Raw genomic sequence first — 18,582 nt, 5'->3', positions numbered from 1 at the left:
CTCCTAGTCGCTGGTGAAGATGGTCTTCTTCTGGGACTCGATGCTCTTCGTCAGGGAGTCGATGTCGTCCGGGTTGTTGATGAACTGCTGGATGGCCCGGATCATCACCTGGGACGCGAAGTCGGGGCGGGTGTCGCGGTCCATGAACTGCGAGATCTGCTTGGCGCCGGCCACCATCTGCACGGCCTTCTTCTGGAGCGCGTTGTACGAGGAAGTGGACGCGCCGTCGTTGACCGCGATGTTGTTGGGGTCCCGCTTGAGATAGATCTCCTCGGCGGCGGGGGTGGCGAGGTACTTCAGCAGCTCCTTGCCCTCCTTCTGCCGCTTGGACTTCTTGGACAGCAGGAAGCCGTCGATCGGCGCCTCGACCGCGTCCTGGCCGTAGGCGGAGTCGATCTCGGGGAAGGCGAAGAAGTCGAGGTCGTCCCGGTCGGCCTCGGGGAACTGCTGGCCGGGGTGCGGAAGGCCGAAGACGGCCATGCCCGACTTCTTCTGCGCCAGGCTCTGCGCGGCCTCCTGCCAGGTGCGCCCGTTGGCCCCCTTCTGGTGGTACGGCATCAGACCGCGCCACAGGTCGAAGACGTGCTTCACCCTGGGATCGGTCCAGGATTCCTTGCCGCCCATCAGGGAGATGTGGAAGTCGTAGCCGTTGGCCCGCATATTGAGGTAGTCGAAGGTGCCCATGGCGGGCCAGCCGTCCTTGTCGCCGAAGGCGATCGCGTCCAGGCCGTCCTTGTCCATCCGCTTGGCGAGCGCGCGGTACTCGTCGAAGGTCTTGGGGACCTCGTAGCCATGCTGCTGGAAAACGCTCTTCCGGTAGAAGACCGCCCAGGGGTAGTAGTAGTACGGCACGAAGTACTGCTTGCCGTCCTTGCCGGTGGACTGCTGCTTGAGCGCGTCGGAGAACCCGTCGAAGCCCTTCCAGAGGTCGCTGATCTCGCCGAGCAGCCCCTGCTGGGCGAAGAACTGCATGCGATAGCCCGCGAACCACATGAAGACATCGTCCGGGGTGCCCTTCAGATACCGGTTGATGTTCTCCTGGAAGGACTCGTGGTTGACGGTGTTGACCTTGACCTTCTTGTCCGACTTCTTCTCGTAGGCCTTGAACACCTCGTCGAACGCCTTGCGCGGCACGGCGTCCGAGGCGTTGGAACCGATCTTCACCTCGTTGCCGGGGCCGCCGCCGCAGGCGGTGAGCAGTGTCGGGAGGGTGATCGCGCCGGCTCCGACCATGGTGCCCCGGAGCAGAGAGCGACGGGAGATCCGATGTTCTGACGATGACTGTGCCATGTGCCCCTCCAAGGAGGTTCAATCAAACACAACCGAACGCGAGTGAGTGGATCTCACCCGTCGGGCGGGGCTCAGTCAAGAGTTATGACGAGATATCGAACAACCGTTATCGGTTCTCTTCCAACAGACTCCAACACGGTCTACCGTAAACGACCGCGAGTTACGTGATTTGACGCAGCGTCACCCCGTCGAGAACGGAGGAACCGCATCATGCGCCATCTCTTTTCCCCTGTCATCCGCCGAAGAATCATCGGAGGAGTGGCCGCCGCACTGCTCGGAGCCACCGGGGCGGCCGGGCTGACCGTCCCGGCCGCCGCCCAGCCCGCCGGGGCCGTGGCGGACACGCCGACGGCCGGGTCCGCGCCGGGCGACCCGCTCGCCCTCACACCCCCGATGGGCTTCAACAACTGGAACTCCACCCACTGCCGGGCCGAGTTCAACGAGACGATGGTCAAGGACATCGCCGACATCTTCGTCACCAAGGGGCTGAAGGAGGCCGGATACCAGTACGTCAATCTCGACGACTGCTGGGCGCTGCCCCAGCGCGACGCGGACGGCAAGCTGGTCCCGGACCCCGTGCGCTTCCCGAACGGCATCAGGGCCGTCGCCGACTATGTGCACTCCAAGGGGCTGAAGTTCGGGATCTACACCAGCGCCGGCACCAAGACCTGCAACAGCGCGGGGTTCCCGGGCGCGCTGGGCCATGAGCGGTCGGACGCCCAGCAGTTCGCCGACTGGGGCGTGGACTACCTCAAGTACGACAACTGCAATAACCAAGGCGTGGACGCGAAACAGCGCTATCTCGCCATGCGCGACGCGCTCCGCGCGACCGGCCGTCCCATCGTCTACAGCATCTGCGAATGGGGCCAGAACAAGCCATGGGAGTGGGCCGGCGACATGGGCCAGCTCTGGCGCACCACCGGCGACATCAGCGACAGCTGGGGCAGCATGCTGTCCATCGCCAAGCAGAACCTCCCGCTCGCCCCGTACGCCGGGCCCGGCCGCTGGAACGACCCCGACATGCTGGAGGTCGGCAACGGCGGCATGACGCCCACCGAGTACCGCAGCCACTTCTCCCTCTGGTCGATCATGGCGGCGCCGCTGCTCATCGGCTCCGACCTGCGCAAGGCCACCCCCGAGACCTACGAGATCCTCGGCAACCGCGAGGTCATCGCCGTCGACCAGGACCGGCTGGGCAAGCAGGGCGCGGTGCTCTCCTCCGGGGGCGGGGGTTGGGTCATCGTCAAGGAGCTCGCGGGCGGGGACCGGGCGGTCGCGCTCTTCAACGAGACCGACCGGCCCCGGCACATCGCCACCACGGCCGAGGCGATCGGCCTGCCGAAGGCCGACGGGTACCAGCTGCGCGACCTGTGGCAGCACCGCAGCTACAACACCGCGGGTGAGGTGGCGGCCACCGTCCCGGCCCATGGCACCGCGCTGTACCGGGTCTCGGCCGACCGGCGCTGGGCCGCCCACCCGCCCGCCGTGGAACTGGGCACCGACGCGGCCGCGCTGACCGAGGCCGGAAACACCGCCGAGGTCACCACCACCGTCACCGGCCTCGGCCGCACCCCGGCCCGCCGGGTCTCGGTCCGCCTCACCGGCCCCGACGGCTGGCGCGTGGAGGCCGCCTCCCCGACCGACGCCGACGCGCTGACCACCGGCCGGAAACTGACCACGCGCTGGCGGGTCACCGCCCCCGCCGCCACCCCGGTCGGCGCCTACGAGCTGAAGGTCTCGGCGGCCTATCGCTCCCCGCAGGGCACCCGGGCCACGGCGGAGCTGCCGACGCCGGTCCATGTGGTGGTGGCGCCGCCCTCCGGGACCTCCTACGCGAGCGATCTGCCCTGGCTGAGCGCGGTCAACGGCTGGGGTCCGGTGGAGAAGGACACCAGCGTGGGCGAGAACGCGGCGGGTGACGGACATCCGATCACCATCGGCGGCACCGTCCACGCCAAGGGCCTGGGGGTGCATGCGCCGAGCGAGGTGACGTACTACACCGGCGGCCGGTGCACCAGGTTCACGGCCCAGGTCGGCGTGGACGACGAGGAGGAGGCCGCCGGGACGGTCGCCTTCGAGGTCTGGGCGGACGGCGAGAAGGTCGCCTCGACGGGGACGCTGACCAACGCCGACCCGGCCACGGCCGTCACGGCCGACCTCGGCGACGCCACCACGGTCCGGCTCGTGACCACCGACGCCGGGGACGGCATCACCAGCGACCACGGCGACTGGGCGGACGCGGCCTTCAGCTGCTGAGGCCTGAGGCCGCCCCGCCGCGGGAGCTTGCCGCACCGGGACCGGCCGGCCCTTCCCCGCGCGCCCGTCAGCACACAGGGAGCCCGGGGAGGGGCTGGTCGTTGTCCCCGCCCTTGATGTAGACGTCGCTGATGAACACGTTGGTGTTGCCGCTGTCGTCGTCCGTCTTGGCCCACCACACGTTCGTCCACTTGCCGTAGGTCTCCCGGCGGCCCAGATTCTGCTGGCAGTAGAAGTAGTTCAGGCCCTCGTTGAGCGTGCCGACCGGCTGGCCGCTGGCCGTGTACGAGGTGGAGGCGCGCCACACCTGGCAGTTGTACTTCCCGCCGCCCGCGGCATGGCAGACCGGCGCGGGGTCGGGGTCCGCCGAGCCGCCACCGCCCGAAACCCCGCCGCCGCCACCGTGATTGCCACCGCCCGACCCTCCGCCGGAGCCGCCGGACGCGCCCTTGCCGCCGCCGTCCGGCTCGCCCGACGCGGACGGGGCGCCGGAGCCCGTGGGCTCCGCGGTCTTCTTCCCGCCCTCGTCGCCCTTGTCCCCCTTGCCGTCCTCGTCGCCCTCGTCGCCCTTGTCGCCCGTACGGCCCTTGTCGCCCTTGTCGCCCCTGTCAGCGGTCTTTCCGCCCTCCGGTGACGCTGAGCCGGAGGGGGACGCCGGGGTCTCCTCCTGGCGCGCGGTCGTGGCCTTGTCGTCGTCACCGCCGACGAGCGCGTAGGTCACGCCTCCCCCGGCGAGCAGAACGGCGACGGCCATGGCCGCGATCAGCGCCTTCTTACGACCGGGCCGCGGCGGCGCCCCACCGCCCGGCCGCCCGCCGCTCACCAGCGGCTCGTCGGGGACCGGCGGCCCGAAACCCCGCGGGGCCGAGGGCAGCAGAGGGGAGGACGGCTGAATGGACGGCGGCGGAACGGGAGCCTGCGGGGCGGAAGGCTGCGCGACGGCGGGCTGCGGCTCGGTGGACCCCGGGCCGCCGGACGGGCCGCCGGGCCCCGGCCGTATGAGCGGCGGCGCCGCGGAGCCCAGCACATCCGGCTCCGTCGGCGTGCGCTCCGCCCGGCCCGCGGCGGGCCGCGGCTCCTCCCCGGCCACCACCGCCTCCAGCATCACGCGCGCCTCGGCCGCGGTCGGCCGCGCCGCCGGGTCCTTGTCCATCATCGCGTGCAGGACCGGGGTCAGCGGCCCGGCCCGCCGCGGCTCCGGAAGCGGTTCGGTGACGATGGCCGTCAGCGTCGACCACACCGAGGTCCGGCGGAACGGGGACGAGCCCTCCACCGCCGCGTACAGCGTCATGCCGAGCGCCCAGACGTCCGAGGCCGGGCCGGGCTCCTGGCCCTGGGCGCGCTCCGGCGCGAGATAGTCCAGGGAGCCGATCAGCTCGCCGCTGCGGGTCAGCTTGGTGGTCGCGTCGTCGCCCGGCGCGTCCATGCTCGCGATGCCGAAGTCGGTGAGCACGACCCGGCCGTCGTGGTCGAGCAGCACATTGCCCGGCTTCACGTCCCGGTGCAGCACGCCCGCGAGGTGGCCCGCGCCGAGCGCGTCCGCCACCTTCGCGCCGATCGCGGCGGCCTCCAGGGGCTGCACGACGCCCCGCTCGTCTATCAGGTCGTCCAGCGAGCGGCCCTCGATCAGCTCCATGACGATGACCGGAAGCCCGCCCTCCTCCGTCACGTCGTGCACCGTGATCACGCCGGAGTGGCGGATCCGCGCCGCGGCGCGGGCCTCCCGCTGCATCCGGACGCGCAGATCGGCGAGTTCGGGCCCGGACGAGTCGGTGTAGGCGCGCAGCACCTTGACCGCGACCTCCCGGCCCAGCACCTCGTCGACCGCCTTGCAGACCACGCCCATGCCGCCCCGGCCGATCGCGCCGGTCACGCGGTACCGACCGCCCAGGACCCGGCCCGTCAGGTCCCCGCTCATGTCCCCCGATGACACCGTGCTCAGTCCCCCTTGCAAGCCGTGGTCGCGCAACAGCTTAGGGGCAAGCACCGACAGTGCCGCTCAACTCACGGGCGCGCCATGGGAAATGGGCCCGAAGCCTTCCAACGCGGCCTGCTGGGCGGCCGCGGCCGCGGCGCCGACCAGTCCGGCGTCCGTGCCCATCTGCGCGGGGACGACCTCCAGACCGGCGACGAACGACAAGGTCGCGTAGTCGCGCAGTGCGCGCCGCAGAGGGGCGAAGAGCACGTCCCCGGCGCCCGCCACCCCGCCGCCGACCACGGCCACCTCGATCTCGACCAGGGTCGCGGTGGCCGCGATCCCCGCGGCCAGCGCCTGCGCGGCGCGCTCGAAGGAGGCGCGCGCGACGGCGTCGCCGGCCCGCGCCGAGGCGGCCACCGCCGCCGCGCTCGTGTCGCCGTCCGGGCCGGGGCGCCAGCCGCCCTCCAGGGCGCGGCGGGCGATGTTGGGGCCGCTGGCGATGCGCTCGACGCAGCCGCGCGCGCCGCACGGGCACGGGTCGCCGTCGAGGTCCACGCTGATGTGACCGATGTGCCCGGCGTTCCCCGTGGGGCCCGGGTGCAGCCGGCCGTTCAGCACCAGCCCGCCGCCGACGCCCGTGGACACCACCATGCACAGCGCGCCCGTACGGCCGCGCGCCGCGCCCTGCCAGTGCTCGGCCGCCGTCATGGCCACCCCGTCGCCGACCAGCGTGAGCGGCAGTTCGCCGACCGTCTCCCGGACCCCGGCGACGAGGGGGAAGTCGCGCCAGCCGGGGATGTTGACGGGGCTGACGGTGCCGACGGAGGCGTCCACCGGGCCCGCGCTGCCGATGCCGACCGCGGCGACCCGCGACCAGTGCGCGGTGCGCGACAGCTCGTCGAGTACCGCCGTGACCTCGCGCATCACGGTCTCGCCCGACTCCTGGGCGGGGGTGGCGCGCCTGGCCCGCGCGACCAGCTTGCCGCCGCCGTCCACCAATGCGCCCGCGATCTTGGTCCCGCCGATGTCCAGTGCGGCGATGAGGTCACGTGGCATGTGAGTTGTCTCTCCTGGCAGTCTCTCGGCGGTCTCTTGGTGGTAACGCTGTGGGGCAACAGTCTTCCCTGCCGCTGACAACGTTGTCCAGGGGCTATGCTCGGACACCGCTTCCGCACGACGACCAGCGACGGGACATGCGCACCGTGACCGACACCGCTCCGGGCACCGCCACCACCTCGCGCCGCTACGGCACCCGGCCCACCATGAAGGACGTCGCCGCGCGGGCCGGGGTCGGCCTGAAGACGGTCTCGCGGGTGGTCAACGGCGAGCCGGGGGTCACCCCCGACACCGAGCGGCGCGTCAAGGAGGCCATCACCGCGCTCGGTTTCCGTCGCAACGACAGCGCCCGCATTCTGCGCAAGGGCCGCACGGCCAGCATCGGGCTGGTCCTCGAGGACCTCGCCGACCCGTTCTACGGGCCGCTCAGCCGCGCCGTCGAGGAGGTCGCCCGCGCACACGGCGCCCTGCTGATCAACGGTTCGAGCGCCGAGGACCCCGTCCGCGAGCAGGAGCTCGTCCTGGCGCTGTGCGCCCGGCGGGTCGACGGGCTCGTCGTCATCCCGGCCGGGAGCGACCACCGCTATCTGGGCCCGGAGATAGCGGCGGGCGTCGCCACGGTGTTCGTGGACCGCCCGGCCGGCCTGATCGAGGCCGACGCCGTGCTCTCCGACAGCTTCGGCGGCGCGCGCGACGGCGTCGCCCATCTGATCGCCCAGGGCCACCGCCGCATCGGCTTCATCGGCGACCAGCGGGGCATCCACACCGCCGAGGAGCGGCTGCGCGGCTACCGGGCGGCGATGGCCGCGTCGGGGCTGCCGGTCGACGACGCGTGGGTGTCCCTCGGCGTCACCGAGCCCGACCGGGTCGGGGCGGCGGCCCTCGCGATGCTGGACGCGCCGGAACCGGTCACCGCACTGTTCGCGGGCAACAACCGCGTGACGGTCACCGTCGTACGGATCCTGGCCGGGCGCCCCGCGTCGGTCGCCCTCGTCGGCTTCGACGACTTCGAGCTCGCCGACCTCCTCTCCCCCGGCATCACCGTCATAGCCCAGGATTCGGCCCAACTCGGCCGTACCGCCGCCGACCTGCTCTTCCGTCGCCTCGACGGGGCGGGGGGCGAGCCGCGGCGGGTGGTCCTGCCGACCCGTCTGATCACCCGCGGCTCCGGGGAGCTGCCGCCGGCGGCGTGATCCGGCTCCGCCGCGTCACCCGGCTCCGCACCCCGCCCCGGATGCGCCGTCCGGCTCGCCGTGGCGCCCGTCTGCCGTCAGGGTGGGTCCGACGACGGCAGTCGGAACGAGTGCGCCACGGCGCGACGGGACGAGGTGAGGCTCGATGGCCCGGTGCCGGGTACGCACGTTCTGCGCGGGTGGCTTGGTGGCGGCCGCGGTGCTGATCTCCGCCGGGTGTTCGAACGGCGGCAGCCCCTCGTCCACCGCGTCCCGCGCCTCCAAGGCCATCGCCTCGGCGACGGCCTCCGCGAAGGCCGAGCTGAACGAGATCAAGCACGGTGTGAACGCGAAGGCCGATGTCAAGGCCGGCACCGTCTCGATCGGCCATGACGGCCACGCCGTCGCACCGATCACCGTGACCAACAAGCAGGACCACAAGGCAAGCTACGCCGTGGAGGTGAACTTCCGCGACGCGGACGGCAATTTGCTCGATGTGGCCGTCGTGACGGTCTCCTCGGTCCAGCCCCGCTCGTCGAAGAAGGCCACCGCGCGCAGCCACCGCGAACTCAGTGGGCACCTCAAGGCGCAGGTGGGCGCGGCGGTGCGGTACTGAGCTCCACGGTGGTCGCGCTCGCGGTGGCCGCCCTCATGATGGTCGTGGTCAGGCCGCGAGCACCTTGGCCTTGGCCTGCTCGTACTCCTCGGCCGTGATGTCGCCGTGGTTCTTCAGCTCCACGAGCTTGGAGAGCTCCGCGGCGTGGCCGCTCGCGGCGGTCTCGCGTACGAAATCCTTCAGATCCGCCTCCGCCTTCATGGCCGCCTTCGACTCGCGCTCGCCCATGCCGCGGCCCCGTGCCACCAGGTACACGAAGATGCCGAGGAAGGGCAGGACGACGACGAAGAAGCACCAGCCCGCCTTGGCCCAGCCGCTCATCGTGTCATCGCGGAAGAGGTCGCCGATCACGCGGAAGAGCAGGATGAACCACAGGACCCACAGAAAGACCCACACCGTGGTCATGAACACGTTCAGCAGTGGATAATCCATCGTGTACCTCCATCGGGCGCGCCCGGCGGAGCCGACATGACCCCACACAGCGCCGACACCTCAAGCTTACGGCGGCCGCCCCGCCCCGGACCGGGTCACCCGGCCGGTCGCGGCCAGCAACGCGATCACCGCGAGCGCGGCCAGCAGGACCAGCGCCAGGAAGAGCACCGTCAGCGCGGTGGGGTGGTTCCAGGCGCCGAACGCCACGGCCGTCGGCAGCAGCGTCCCGCCCGCCAGCGCCCGTCGGTGGCCCGCGGCCCAGGTGCCGGCCCGCCCGGTGCGCAGCCCGCGGGCCGCGCTCCAGCGCGCGGCGGCCTCGGCCGCGCCGTCGGCGCTCCGCCGCGCCGCGCGGGGCAGCCGGCCGGGCCCCGCCAGGTAGGCGCCCAGCGCGACGACGAGGCCGAGCACCCCGACGGTGCGCAGGGTGGCCCGCGGGACGCGCAGCAGCGTGTCGTAGACGGCCGCCGCTGCCGCCCCGGGCAGCACGCGCGGCGGCAGGTGGTCGAGGCAGTACCGGCGGGCCACGGCCAGGCCCACGGCCAGGGCCAGCGAGGTGGCGGCGGTCCCCAGCGCCGCCCGGGCCAGGGCGCGGCGGCGCCCGTGGGCGAGCAGCACGCCGGAGGTGCCGAGCAGCGCGGTCAGCGCGGGCAGCCAGGTCCCGGCGAGGTCCAGCAGGTGCGCCGCCGCCCTGGCCCGGCCCAACTGGGCGGAGTGGAACAGGACCATGCGCCGGTCGACGTCGGGGACCGCCTTCGCCGAGGAGAGTCCGGCGTTCCGCAGCTTCCGCTTGACCTTCGCGAGGGCCGCGCCCACGTCCAGGGTCACGGTGTCGCCGTCCACTTCGACCGATCCATGCCCCTTGCCGGTGAGCACGCGGACGACGGCGGAGTGCGCGGCGCGGTTGGCGCCGACCCACACGGCCGGGAACTGGTCGCCGCGCACGACGTCCGCCGCCACCGCCGTCACCGCCTGGTCGACGGCCGGGTCCAGCTTGGCCACCAGCCTCTCGGCGGCGTGCGCGGCCTTGGGCGGGAGCCGATGGCGGCGCAGCCAGGAGGCGATGTCCGCGGTCATGTCCCGGCCGCTCCGGTGGATTTCCACGGCCCGGCGGACATGACGCAGCGCGGCGTCCTGGATCGCCGGGTTCTTCGCGAGCGGGGAGACGGTCGCCACGTAGCGGTCGGTGTCGAGGACGACGTCATGGAGCCACACCGACGCCACGGACACGGGCACGAGCAGACAGGCCAGCGAGATGAGCAGCCCCGAGGCGGCGCTTCTGGCGGAACCGCGGATCCCGCGACGGCGCGCCGGACCGTCGCCCGTCCCCGCGGCGGCACGGTCATGCGGTGGAGTCGGCGGCGGTGGAGTCGGCGGCGGTGGGGGCTTCGGGGCCGGTGGCCTGCCCGGTGGCTCGTCGGGAGCGCCGGTCATGACAACATCTCCCGCCTTCCCCGGCGGCACCGCATCCCGGGTGAGGCGTCGGAGTGAGCCCATACGGCCGACCACCGGGCGACGGACCGGAGTCCGCGGGGTCACTCGGGCCCGGCGCGGGCGGGAGCCGGGCGTGCCGAGGGCCGTCGAGACCTCGGCCCGTCGGGGTCAGCTCGCGGCGGCGGGGGCCCGGCCCGAGAGGGTGCCCAGAGTGGCGCGGGACAGGCCCGTGAGGCGCTCCACCTCGTCGGCGTCCACCGCTCCGCAGTCCAGGCCGCGCAGCAGATAGCCGCTGAGGGCCTTGGCCGTGGCCGGTTCGTCGGCGATGGCGCCTCCGGCGCCGCCCGCGCGGTTGACGTACGCTGCCAGGCGGGCCGCGGCCTGGGGCAGGCCCTCGCGGTAGAAGGCGTAGACCGCGGCGTAACGGGTCGGCAGATGGCCGGGGTGCATGTCCCAGCCCTGGTAGTACGCGCGCGCCAACGAGCGTCGTACCAGGCGGTGGTGAAGCCGCCAGGCCTCGTGGACCTGGTCGGCCGACCCGACGGGCAGCACGTTGGTCGAGCCGTCGGAGAGCCGGACGCCGGTGCCCGCGGCGGCGACCTGCATGACGGCCTTGGCGTGGTCGGCGACGGGGTGGTCCATGGACTGGTGGGCGGCGCTGACCCCGCAGGAGGCGCTGTAGTCGAAGGTGCCGTAGTGCAGCCCGGTGGCCCGGCCGTCGGCGGCGTCGATCATGCGGGCGACGGTGGCGCGGCCGTCAGGGCCGAGGATGGCCTGGGTGGTCTCGATCTGGATCTCGAAGCCGATCCGGCCCGCGGCCGGGCCGTGCGCCCGCTCGAACTCCTCGCACAGCCGGACCATGGCGGTGATCTGCTCGGCGTAGGTGACCTTCGGCAGGGTGAGGACGAGCCCGCCGGGCAGGCCGCCGGCGTTCATCAGCCCGGTGAGGAAGATGTCGAGGGTGCGGATGCCGCGGTCGCGGACGGCGGCCTCCATGCACTTCATGCGGATGCCGATGTACGGCGGCGCGGTGCCGTCCGCGACGGCGGCGGCGACCAGGGAGGCGGCGCGGGCCGCCGCGGCGTCCTCCTCGGCGTCGGGGCGCGGGCCGTAGCCGTCCTCGAAGTCGATGCGCAGGTCTTCAATGGGCTCGCGGGTCAGCTTGGCGCGCATCCGCTCGTAAACCGGTTCGGCGAGGTCGTCCTGGATGCCGAGGACGGCGGCCAGCGCGGCGGGGTCGGGGGCGTGTTCGTCGAGCGCGGCGAGCGCCTGGGCGCCCCAGTCGCGGACGGTGCCGGCGGTGAAGAGGTCGGCGGGCACATAGACGGTGTGGACGGGCTGGCGGGTGCCGGGGTCGCCGGGGTAACGGCGCGCGAGCTCGGCGTCGACACCGGCGAGGGAGGCTGCGATTCCGTCCCGTAGGGCGCCGGGAAGGCTGGTCGCGAACGTCTCTGGCTGTCCCATCCGCACACCCTCCACGCCACTGCGACTACTTCCGCACTGCGGAATCCGAAATCCGTAAGGCGAAGTTATCCGCGGCTCGACCGCGGGTCAACACCCCCCGGACACGCGTACGGCCCTCGTGCGCGGCGCGTCGTCCGCACACGGGGGCCGTCCACTGGCACAGGGCCGCCCGGCAGAGGCGTCAGCCCTTGCGGGCGTTGATCTCCTCGGTGAGCTGCGGGACCACCTCGAAGAGGTCGCCGACCACGCCGTAGTCGACGAGGTCGAAGATCGGGGCCTCGGAGTCCTTGTTGATGGCCACGATGGTCTTGGAGGTCTGCATGCCGGCCCGGTGCTGGATCGCGCCGGAGATACCGGTGGCGATGTACAGCTGCGGGGACACGCTCTTGCCGGTCTGGCCGACCTGGTTGGTGTGCGGGTACCAGCCCGCGTCCACCGCCGCGCGCGAGGCGCCCACAGCCGCGCCGAGCGAGTCGGCCAGCGCCTCGACGAGGGGGAAGTTCTCCGCGCCGCCGACGCCCCGGCCGCCGGAGACCACGATCGCGGCCTCGGTCAGCTCCGGGCGCCCGGTGGACTCGCGCGGCGTACGGGAGGTGATCCTGGTGCCGGTGGCCTGGTCCGAGAAGGTCACGGACAGCGCCTCCACGGCCCCGGCGGCCGGCGCGGCCTCCACGGCGGCCGAGTTCGGCTTGACGGTGATGACCGGGGTGCCGTTGGAGACCCGGGACTTGGTGGTGAACGCGGCGGCGAACACCGACTGGGTCGCGACCGGACCCTCGTCGCCGGCCTCCAGGTCGACGGCATCGGTGATGATGCCCGACTCGATCCGGACGGCCAGCCGGGCGGCGATCTCCTTGCCCTCCGCGGAGGAGGGCACGAGCACGGCGGCCAGGGAGCCCCCGGCGGACACCACCTTGTAGGCGGCCTGGAGCGCGTCCACCTTCGGGACGACCAGGTAGTCGGCGAACTCGGGCGCGTCGGCGGTCAGGACCTTGACCGCGCCGTACTCGGCGAGCGTGGCGGCGGTGTCGGCGGCGCCGTTGCCCAGCGCGACGGCCACCGGCTCACCGATCCGGCGGGCCAGGGTCAGCAGCTCGAGGGTGGGCTTGCGGACGGCACCGTCCACGTGGTCGACATAGACGAGGACTTCAGCCATGGGAATCGATCTCCTGCGGAAAAGATGCGAACGGTTGGCGATGCGGCGGGCGCGGCGGTCAGATGAACTTCTGACCCGCAAGGAACTGCGCGAGCTGCTTGCCGCCCTCGCCCTCGTCCTTGACGATCGTGCCCGCGGTGCGGGCCGGGCGCTCCGTGGCGCTGTCGACCGCGGTCCAGGCGCCCTCCAGGCCGACCTCGTCCGTCTCGATCTCCAGGTCCTCCAGGTCCCAGGAGGTCACCGGCTTCTTCTTGGCGGCCATGATGCCCTTGAACGACGGGTAGCGGGCCTCGCCCGACTGATCCGTCACCGACACGACGGCGGGCAGCGAGGCCTCCAGCTGCTCCGACGCGGTGTCGCCGTCGCGGCGCCCCTTCACCGTGCCGTCCTCGACCGAGACCTCGGACAGCAGCGTGACCTGCGGGACGCCCAGGCGCTCCGCCAGCAGCGCCGGCAGCACGCCCATCGTGCCGTCGGTGGAGGCCATGCCGCAGACGACCAGGTCGTAGCCGGTCTTCTCGATGGCCTTGGCGAGCACCAGCGAGGTGCCCAGCACATCCGTGCCGTGCAGGTCGTCGTCCTCGACATGCACGGCCTTGTCGGCGCCCATGGACAGCGCCTTGCGCAGCGCGTCCTTGGCGTCCTCGGAGCCGACGGTCAGCACGGTGATCTCGGCGCTGTCCCCTTCCCGCTGGCGCTCCTCAGCGATCTGGAGGGCCTGCTCAACCGCGTACTCGTCCAGCTCGGAGAGCAGGCCGTCCACGTCGTCGCGGTCGACGGTCAGGTCTTCGGCGAAGTGCCGGTCGCCGGTGGCGTCGGGCACGTACTTCACACAGACAACGATCCTCAAGCTCACGCCGGCTCTCCTACTGCATCGTCTCGTCAAGCTGCCTTGTGCAGGCAGCATAGGCGCCTTCGGGCACGGATTCCGGCCGGTCGGCGACCGGGGCGGCACCTGCACCGATCGAAATATTACTCGCCAGTACACCCAGGTGGTTCCCCGTAGGCAACCCGGTTGAACTGTGACCTTGCCAACGGGTGCCGGCGGCGGCTCAGACCGCCGCGCCGAGCGCCGCGATCACGTCCGCCTTGCGCGGCTGCCCGGTCGCGCGGCGCACCACGCGGCCGTCGGCGTCGAGCACCAGCACCGTGGGGGTCCGTACGACGCCCAGCCGACGCACCAGGTCCAGCCGCGCCTCGGCGTCGATCTCCACATGGGCCACGCCGTCCACCATCCCGGCGACCTCGGCGAGGATCCCCCGGGTGGCCCGGCACGGCTGGCAGAACACGCTGGAGAACTGCACGAGCGTCGCCCGCTCCCCCAGCGCCGCGTCGAGTTCCGCGGCGCCCAGCCGCGCGCTCCGGTCCGGCTCGCCCTGTCCGCTTCGCACCCGCTGTCCTTCCGATCGTCCCTCGAAGGATGCAGCACCGGATTCCCGGGGGACATTCCTCCCCGCGCCCGCCCTGGCGTACGCCCTTCCGTCGACGTGATGAGGATCTCGCGGCCGCCCCGGGCCGCCTGGTAGGCAGAGGGGCGCGATATGGGGCACCATCTGCCAGAAGCCCAGAACCTACGGCCGCGTAACTTCCGTCGGGAGAGCCCTCCCAGGAAAAGAGAAGGGTCCCCCCCCATGGCAGAGCTCGTCTACCCGCCCGTGATCGGGGCCGCCCGCACCATGTTCAGGGCGCAGGACCTGCGCTTCGACATCAAGGGCACCGAGAACATCCCCAAGCGGGGCGGCGCGGTTCTGGTGAGCAACCACATCGGCTATCTGGACTTCGTCTTCTGCGGGCTGACCGCCCGCCCGGCCAAGCGGCTGGTCCGCTTCATGGCGAAGGAGTCCGTCTTCCGCCACAAGGTCGCCGGGCCGCTGATGCGCGCGATGAAGCACATCCCGGTCGACCGCGCGGCGGGCATGGACGCGTACAAGCACGCGCTGCGGTCGCTGCGCTCGGGTGAAATCATCGGGGTGTTCCCCGAGGCGACGATCTCCGAGTCGTTCACCCTCAAGAACTTCAAGACCGGCGCGGCCCGGATGGCCCAGGAGGCCGGCGTACCGCTGCTGCCGATGGCGCTGTGGGGCACCCAGCGGCTGTGGACCAAGGGCCACAAGCGGGATCTGGGCCGCAACCACTTCCCGATCACGATGCGGGTGGGCGCGCCCATGGAGGCCGACCCGGCCGAGCCCGCGGACACGCTCACCGAGCGGCTGCGCGCCCGGGTGCAGGAGCTGCTGGAGGCGGCGCAGCGGGCGTATCCGGTGCGGCCGAAGAACGCGGACGACACCTGGTGGGTCCCGGCCCACCTCGGCGGCACCGCGCCCACCCCGGCGCAGGCGGCCGGGCTCAAGCGCGGCTGACCCGTCCCCTCTTCCAGGACTCTCTTTCAGGACTCCGGCCCTGTCCGAGCTCTCGGACAGGGCCGGAGTCCTGTGTGCCGCTACGCCTTGCCCAGCTCCTCGCGGAGGGCCGCGATGAAGCCGTCGACGTCCTCCTCCGTCGTGTCGAAGGAGCACATCCACCGCACATCGCCGGCCGCCTCGTCCCAGAAGTAGAAGCGGTAGCGCTTTCGCAGGCGCTCGGCCGCGTCGTGCGGCAACCGGGCGAAGACGGCGTTGGCCTGGACCGGGTGGAGGATCTCCACGCCCTCGACCGCACGGACCCCCTCCGCCAGCCGCCGGGCCATGGTGTTGGCGTGGCGGGCGTTGCGCAGCCACAGGTCGCGGGCGAGCAGCGCCTCCAGCTGTACGGAGACGAACCGCATCTTGGACGCCAGCTGCATGGACAGCTTGCGCAGGTGCTTCATGCCGCGCACGGCGTCCGGGTTCAGGACCACCACGGCCTCGCCGAACAGCATGCCGTTCTTGGTGCCGCCGAAGGACAGCACGTCCACGCCCACCGCGTTGGTGAAGGCGCGCATCGGCACGTCCAGGGACGCGGACGCGTTGGCTATCCGGGCCCCGTCGAGGTGGACCTTCATGCCGCGCTCGTGGGCGTGGTCGCAGATGGCGCGGATCTCGTCCACCGTGTAGACCGTGCCCAGCTCGGTGTTCTGGGCGATGGAGACGACCTGGGGCATGGCCCGGTGCTCGTCGTCCCAGCCGTACGCCTCGCGGTCGATGAGCTCGGGGGTGAGCTTGCCGTCCTCGGTGGGCACGGTGAGCAGCTTGAGCCCGCCCACGCGCTCGGGGGCGCCGCACTCGTCGACGTGGATGTGCGCGGTGTCGGCCGTGATGACCGCGCCCCAGCGGTCGGTGAGCGCCTGGAGGGCGACCACGTTGGCGCCGGTGCCGTTGAAGACCGGGAAGGTCTGGGCGGCAGCCCCGAAGTGGCTGCGCATCACCCGCTGGAGATGCTCGGTGTAGTCGTCCTCGCCGTAGGCGACCTGATGGCCGCCGTTGGCGAGGGCGAGCGCGGCGAGGATCTCCGGATGGGCTCCCGCGTAGTTGTCGCTGGCGAATCCGCGCAGATCGGGGTCATGGTGGCGGCGGGCATCGGTGCGCCCTGGGTTCACGGCTCGGGGGTCAGCCACAGACGGGTTCCGTTCACTTCCCGGGCGGGCCGGTCCCAGAGTCCGGCGATGGCCTCGGCCAGCTCCTTGACGTCCGTGAAGCCCGCGAACTTGGCGTTGGGGCGCTCCGCCCGCATGGCATCGTGCACCAGCGCCTTGACCACCAGGATGACAGCCGCCGCGGCCGGGCCGCCCTCGTCCCCCAGCTTCCGGAAGGAGTCGGCGAGCGCGAGCGTCCAGGCCTCGGCCGCGGCCTTGGCGGCGGCGTACGCGGCGTTCCCGGCGGTGGGCTGGGAGGCGCCCGCCGCGCTGATCAGGACATAGCGCCCCTTGCCGCTGCGCAGCAGGGCGTCGTGGAAGGCGAGCGAGGTGTGCTGGGCGGTCCTGATCAGCAGGTTGTGCAGGGTGTCCCAGTCGGCGAGCGGCGCGTCGGCGAAGCTCTTGCTGCCCCGCCAGCCGCCGACCAGGTGCACCAGGCCGTCCACCCGGCCGAACTCCTTCTCGGTGCGGTCGGCCCATTCGCGGGCCGCGCCGAGGTCGAGCAGGTCGACGGTGTCGCCGGTGACGGTGGCCCCGCCGTGGGCGTAGCGGGCGGCGTCCACGGCCTCGGCCAGCCGGGCGGGGTCCGCGTCGGAGGCGATGACGGTGGCCCCGGCCTCGGCGAGGCGCAGCAGCACGGCGCGGCCCGCCGGGCCCGCCGCGCCGGCCACCGCGACCACGGCTCCGTCCAGCGGCCCCTTGCCGTTCGGCTCGTTCGGCGTGGGGCTCGACGTCAGTGTGGTCATGGTGGTCGCCTCCTCGTGCCCTCCGCTCATCCCTGCCACCGGCTTCACGCCGCCGCCTTGACGCCGCTGTCGGCCGTGATGCCCTTGGTGGAGGCGACCACGTCGCGCAGCTTCTTCGCGAGCGCCTCGTAGAACATGCTGAGCGGGAATTCGTCGGGGAGCACGTCGTCCACCAGCTTGCGCGGCGGCTGGGTGAGGTCCAGGGCCTCGGGGCCCTTGGCCCATACGGAGCCGGGGTGCGGGGACAGGTAGGACGACACCAGCTCGTACGCCTTGAACCAGTGGACGAGCTTGGGGCGGTCGATGCCGTCGCGGTACAGCTTCTCGATCTCGCCGCACAGCTGGTTGGTGACCTGCGGGGCGCGGACCCAGTCGATGTGCAGGGTGTTGTCCGTCCAGCGTACGACGTCGTGCTGGTGCAGGTAGGCGAAGAGCAGCTGGCCGCCGAGCCCGTCGTAGTTGCGCACCCGGTCGCCGGTGACGGGGAACCGGAACATCCGGTCGAAGATCACGGCGTACTGGACGTCGCGGGCCTGGGCGATCCCCTCGGCCTCCAGCTTCACGGCCTCCTTGAAGGCCGTGAGGTCACAGCGCAGCTCCTCCAGGCCGTACATCCAGAACGGCTGGCGCTGCTTGATCATGAAGGGGTCGAAGGGCAGGTCGCCATGGCTGTGGGTGCGGTCGTGGACCATGTCCCACAGGGCGAACGCCTCCTGGCAGCGCCGCTGGTCCTCCAGCATGCCCCGGACGTCCTCGGGGAGTTCGACGCGCAGCGCCTGGACGGCGGCCTCGCTCACCCGCCGGAAGCGGGCGGCCTCGCGGTCGCAGAAGATGCCTCCCCAGCTGAAGCGCTCGGGGACCTCGCGGACGGCGATGGTCTCGGGGAAGAGCACCGCGGAGTTGGTGTCGTAGCCGGAGGTGAAGTCCTCGAAGGCCAGACCGAGGTAGAGCTTGTTGTCGTAGCGCGTGCGCTCGAGCTCGGCCAGCCAGTCCGGCCACACCACGCGCACCACGAGCGCTTCGAGGTTGCGGTCCGGGTTGCCGTTCTGGGTGTACATCGGGAAGACGACCAGGTGCTGGAGGCCGTCGGCCCGCCCGCGGGCGGGCTGGAAGGCGAGCAGCGAGTCCAGGAAGTCCGGCACCCCGAAGCCGCCGTCCGCCCAGCGGCGCAGATCGGCGACGAGCGCCCGGTGGTACGCGGCGTCGTGCGGCAGCAGCGGGGCCAGCTCCTCGACGGCCCGCACGACCCGGTCGACGGCGGACCGGGCTCTGGCGCCGGGTGGAGCGCCGTCGGCCTCGAAGTCGATCGAGCCGTCCTTGGACTGCCAGGGCCGGATGGTCTCCACGGCGTCCTTGAGTACGGACCAGGACGGGTGCTCGACTACACGGCCTCCGCGATCCGCACGCTCCGCACGCTCCGCAGACAGAATGACACCCTCCGCCACCGAAGACGAAAGAATTTCCGCCATATCAACACCTCCACCGAAGAAACTCA

General features: G+C 72.2%; 16 protein-coding genes. 4 read left to right on the top strand and 12 right to left on the bottom strand.

The window, feature by feature from the left end:
* Positions 1-3: 3 nt before the first annotated feature.
* The gene (locus ACZ4WQ_RS35615) at positions 4-1,290 is read right to left on the bottom strand and encodes an ABC transporter substrate-binding protein (RefSeq protein WP_398376413.1); all 1,287 of its coding nucleotides are present in this window, start codon (positions 1,288-1,290) and stop codon (positions 4-6) included.
* A 210-nt stretch (positions 1,291-1,500) separates the two neighbouring features.
* Here ACZ4WQ_RS35615 and ACZ4WQ_RS35610 point away from each other — a divergent pair, with 210 nt between their 5' ends.
* Positions 1,501-3,546 (top strand): NPCBM/NEW2 domain-containing protein, encoded by a 2,046-nt coding sequence (locus ACZ4WQ_RS35610; RefSeq protein ID WP_398376411.1) that lies wholly within the window; start codon positions 1,501-1,503, stop codon positions 3,544-3,546.
* 67 nt (positions 3,547-3,613) lie between these two features.
* On the opposite strand, the gene ACZ4WQ_RS35605 is transcribed toward ACZ4WQ_RS35610, so the two are convergent.
* Positions 3,614-5,464 (bottom strand): serine/threonine-protein kinase, encoded by a 1,851-nt coding sequence (locus ACZ4WQ_RS35605; RefSeq protein WP_398376408.1) that lies wholly within the window; start codon positions 5,462-5,464, stop codon positions 3,614-3,616.
* An 81-nt stretch (positions 5,465-5,545) separates the two neighbouring features.
* Positions 5,546-6,520 carry an ROK family protein gene (locus ACZ4WQ_RS35600; RefSeq protein WP_361185172.1) on the bottom strand — a complete coding sequence of 325 codons (975 nt, stop codon included), beginning with the start codon at positions 6,518-6,520 and terminating at the stop codon, positions 5,546-5,548.
* 146 nt (positions 6,521-6,666) lie between these two features.
* Between ACZ4WQ_RS35600 and ACZ4WQ_RS35595 the strand changes: the two genes are divergently transcribed.
* Positions 6,667-7,713 carry a LacI family DNA-binding transcriptional regulator gene (locus tag ACZ4WQ_RS35595; protein WP_311726977.1) on the top strand — a complete coding sequence of 349 codons (1,047 nt, stop codon included), beginning with the start codon at positions 6,667-6,669 and terminating at the stop codon, positions 7,711-7,713.
* A gap of 145 nt (positions 7,714-7,858) precedes the next feature.
* Positions 7,859-8,308 carry an FxLYD domain-containing protein gene (locus ACZ4WQ_RS35590; protein WP_398376406.1) on the top strand — a complete coding sequence of 150 codons (450 nt, stop codon included), beginning with the start codon at positions 7,859-7,861 and terminating at the stop codon, positions 8,306-8,308.
* 48 nt (positions 8,309-8,356) lie between these two features.
* Here ACZ4WQ_RS35590 and ACZ4WQ_RS35585 read toward each other — a convergent pair whose 3' ends face one another.
* The 6 genes from ACZ4WQ_RS35585 to ACZ4WQ_RS35560 form a co-directional block, all read right to left on the bottom strand.
* Positions 8,357-8,740, bottom strand: a complete 384-nt coding sequence (locus ACZ4WQ_RS35585) for an SHOCT domain-containing protein (RefSeq protein WP_398376404.1) — start codon at positions 8,738-8,740, stop codon at positions 8,357-8,359.
* A gap of 66 nt (positions 8,741-8,806) precedes the next feature.
* The gene (locus tag ACZ4WQ_RS35580) at positions 8,807-9,967 is read right to left on the bottom strand and encodes a hypothetical protein (protein ID WP_398376403.1); all 1,161 of its coding nucleotides are present in this window, start codon (positions 9,965-9,967) and stop codon (positions 8,807-8,809) included.
* Between the two features lie 372 nt (positions 9,968-10,339).
* Positions 10,340-11,635 (bottom strand): DUF6986 family protein, encoded by a 1,296-nt coding sequence (locus ACZ4WQ_RS35575; protein WP_385344529.1) that lies wholly within the window; start codon positions 11,633-11,635, stop codon positions 10,340-10,342.
* Between the two features lie 181 nt (positions 11,636-11,816).
* Complete coding sequence (locus ACZ4WQ_RS35570; RefSeq protein ID WP_311726810.1) at positions 11,817-12,791, bottom strand: electron transfer flavoprotein subunit alpha/FixB family protein; 975 nt, start codon at positions 12,789-12,791, stop codon at positions 11,817-11,819.
* Positions 12,792-12,849: 58 nt separating this feature from the next.
* Entirely contained in the window at positions 12,850-13,647 is a 798-nt protein-coding gene (locus ACZ4WQ_RS35565) for an electron transfer flavoprotein subunit beta/FixA family protein (protein WP_385344533.1), read from the bottom strand.
* Positions 13,648-13,843: 196 nt separating this feature from the next.
* Positions 13,844-14,182, bottom strand: a complete 339-nt coding sequence (locus tag ACZ4WQ_RS35560) for a TlpA family protein disulfide reductase (protein WP_398376400.1) — start codon at positions 14,180-14,182, stop codon at positions 13,844-13,846.
* A gap of 240 nt (positions 14,183-14,422) precedes the next feature.
* Between ACZ4WQ_RS35560 and ACZ4WQ_RS35555 the strand changes: the two genes are divergently transcribed.
* Positions 14,423-15,151: a lysophospholipid acyltransferase family protein gene (locus tag ACZ4WQ_RS35555; protein ID WP_311726813.1), complete on the top strand. Its 729-nt coding sequence runs from the start codon at positions 14,423-14,425 to the stop codon at positions 15,149-15,151.
* Between the two features lie 80 nt (positions 15,152-15,231).
* Here ACZ4WQ_RS35555 and ACZ4WQ_RS35550 read toward each other — a convergent pair whose 3' ends face one another.
* The 3 genes from ACZ4WQ_RS35550 to ACZ4WQ_RS35540 are packed head-to-tail and all read right to left on the bottom strand — an operon-like array spanning position 15,232 to position 18,556.
* Positions 15,232-16,305: a threonine aldolase family protein gene (locus tag ACZ4WQ_RS35550; protein WP_311726814.1), complete on the bottom strand. Its 1,074-nt coding sequence runs from the start codon at positions 16,303-16,305 to the stop codon at positions 15,232-15,234.
* The gene (locus tag ACZ4WQ_RS35545) at positions 16,302-17,087 is read right to left on the bottom strand and encodes an SDR family oxidoreductase (RefSeq protein WP_311726815.1); all 786 of its coding nucleotides are present in this window, start codon (positions 17,085-17,087) and stop codon (positions 16,302-16,304) included. The genes ACZ4WQ_RS35550 and ACZ4WQ_RS35545 overlap by 4 nt, the downstream gene beginning before the upstream one ends.
* 44 nt (positions 17,088-17,131) lie before the next feature.
* Positions 17,132-18,556: a DUF6421 family protein gene (locus ACZ4WQ_RS35540; protein WP_398376397.1), complete on the bottom strand. Its 1,425-nt coding sequence runs from the start codon at positions 18,554-18,556 to the stop codon at positions 17,132-17,134.
* Between the last annotated feature and the right edge of the window lie 26 nt (positions 18,557-18,582).

The organism is Streptomyces sp. NPDC028305, assembly GCF_055569495.1.
This window is presented reverse-complemented; position numbering and strand designations above follow the sequence as displayed.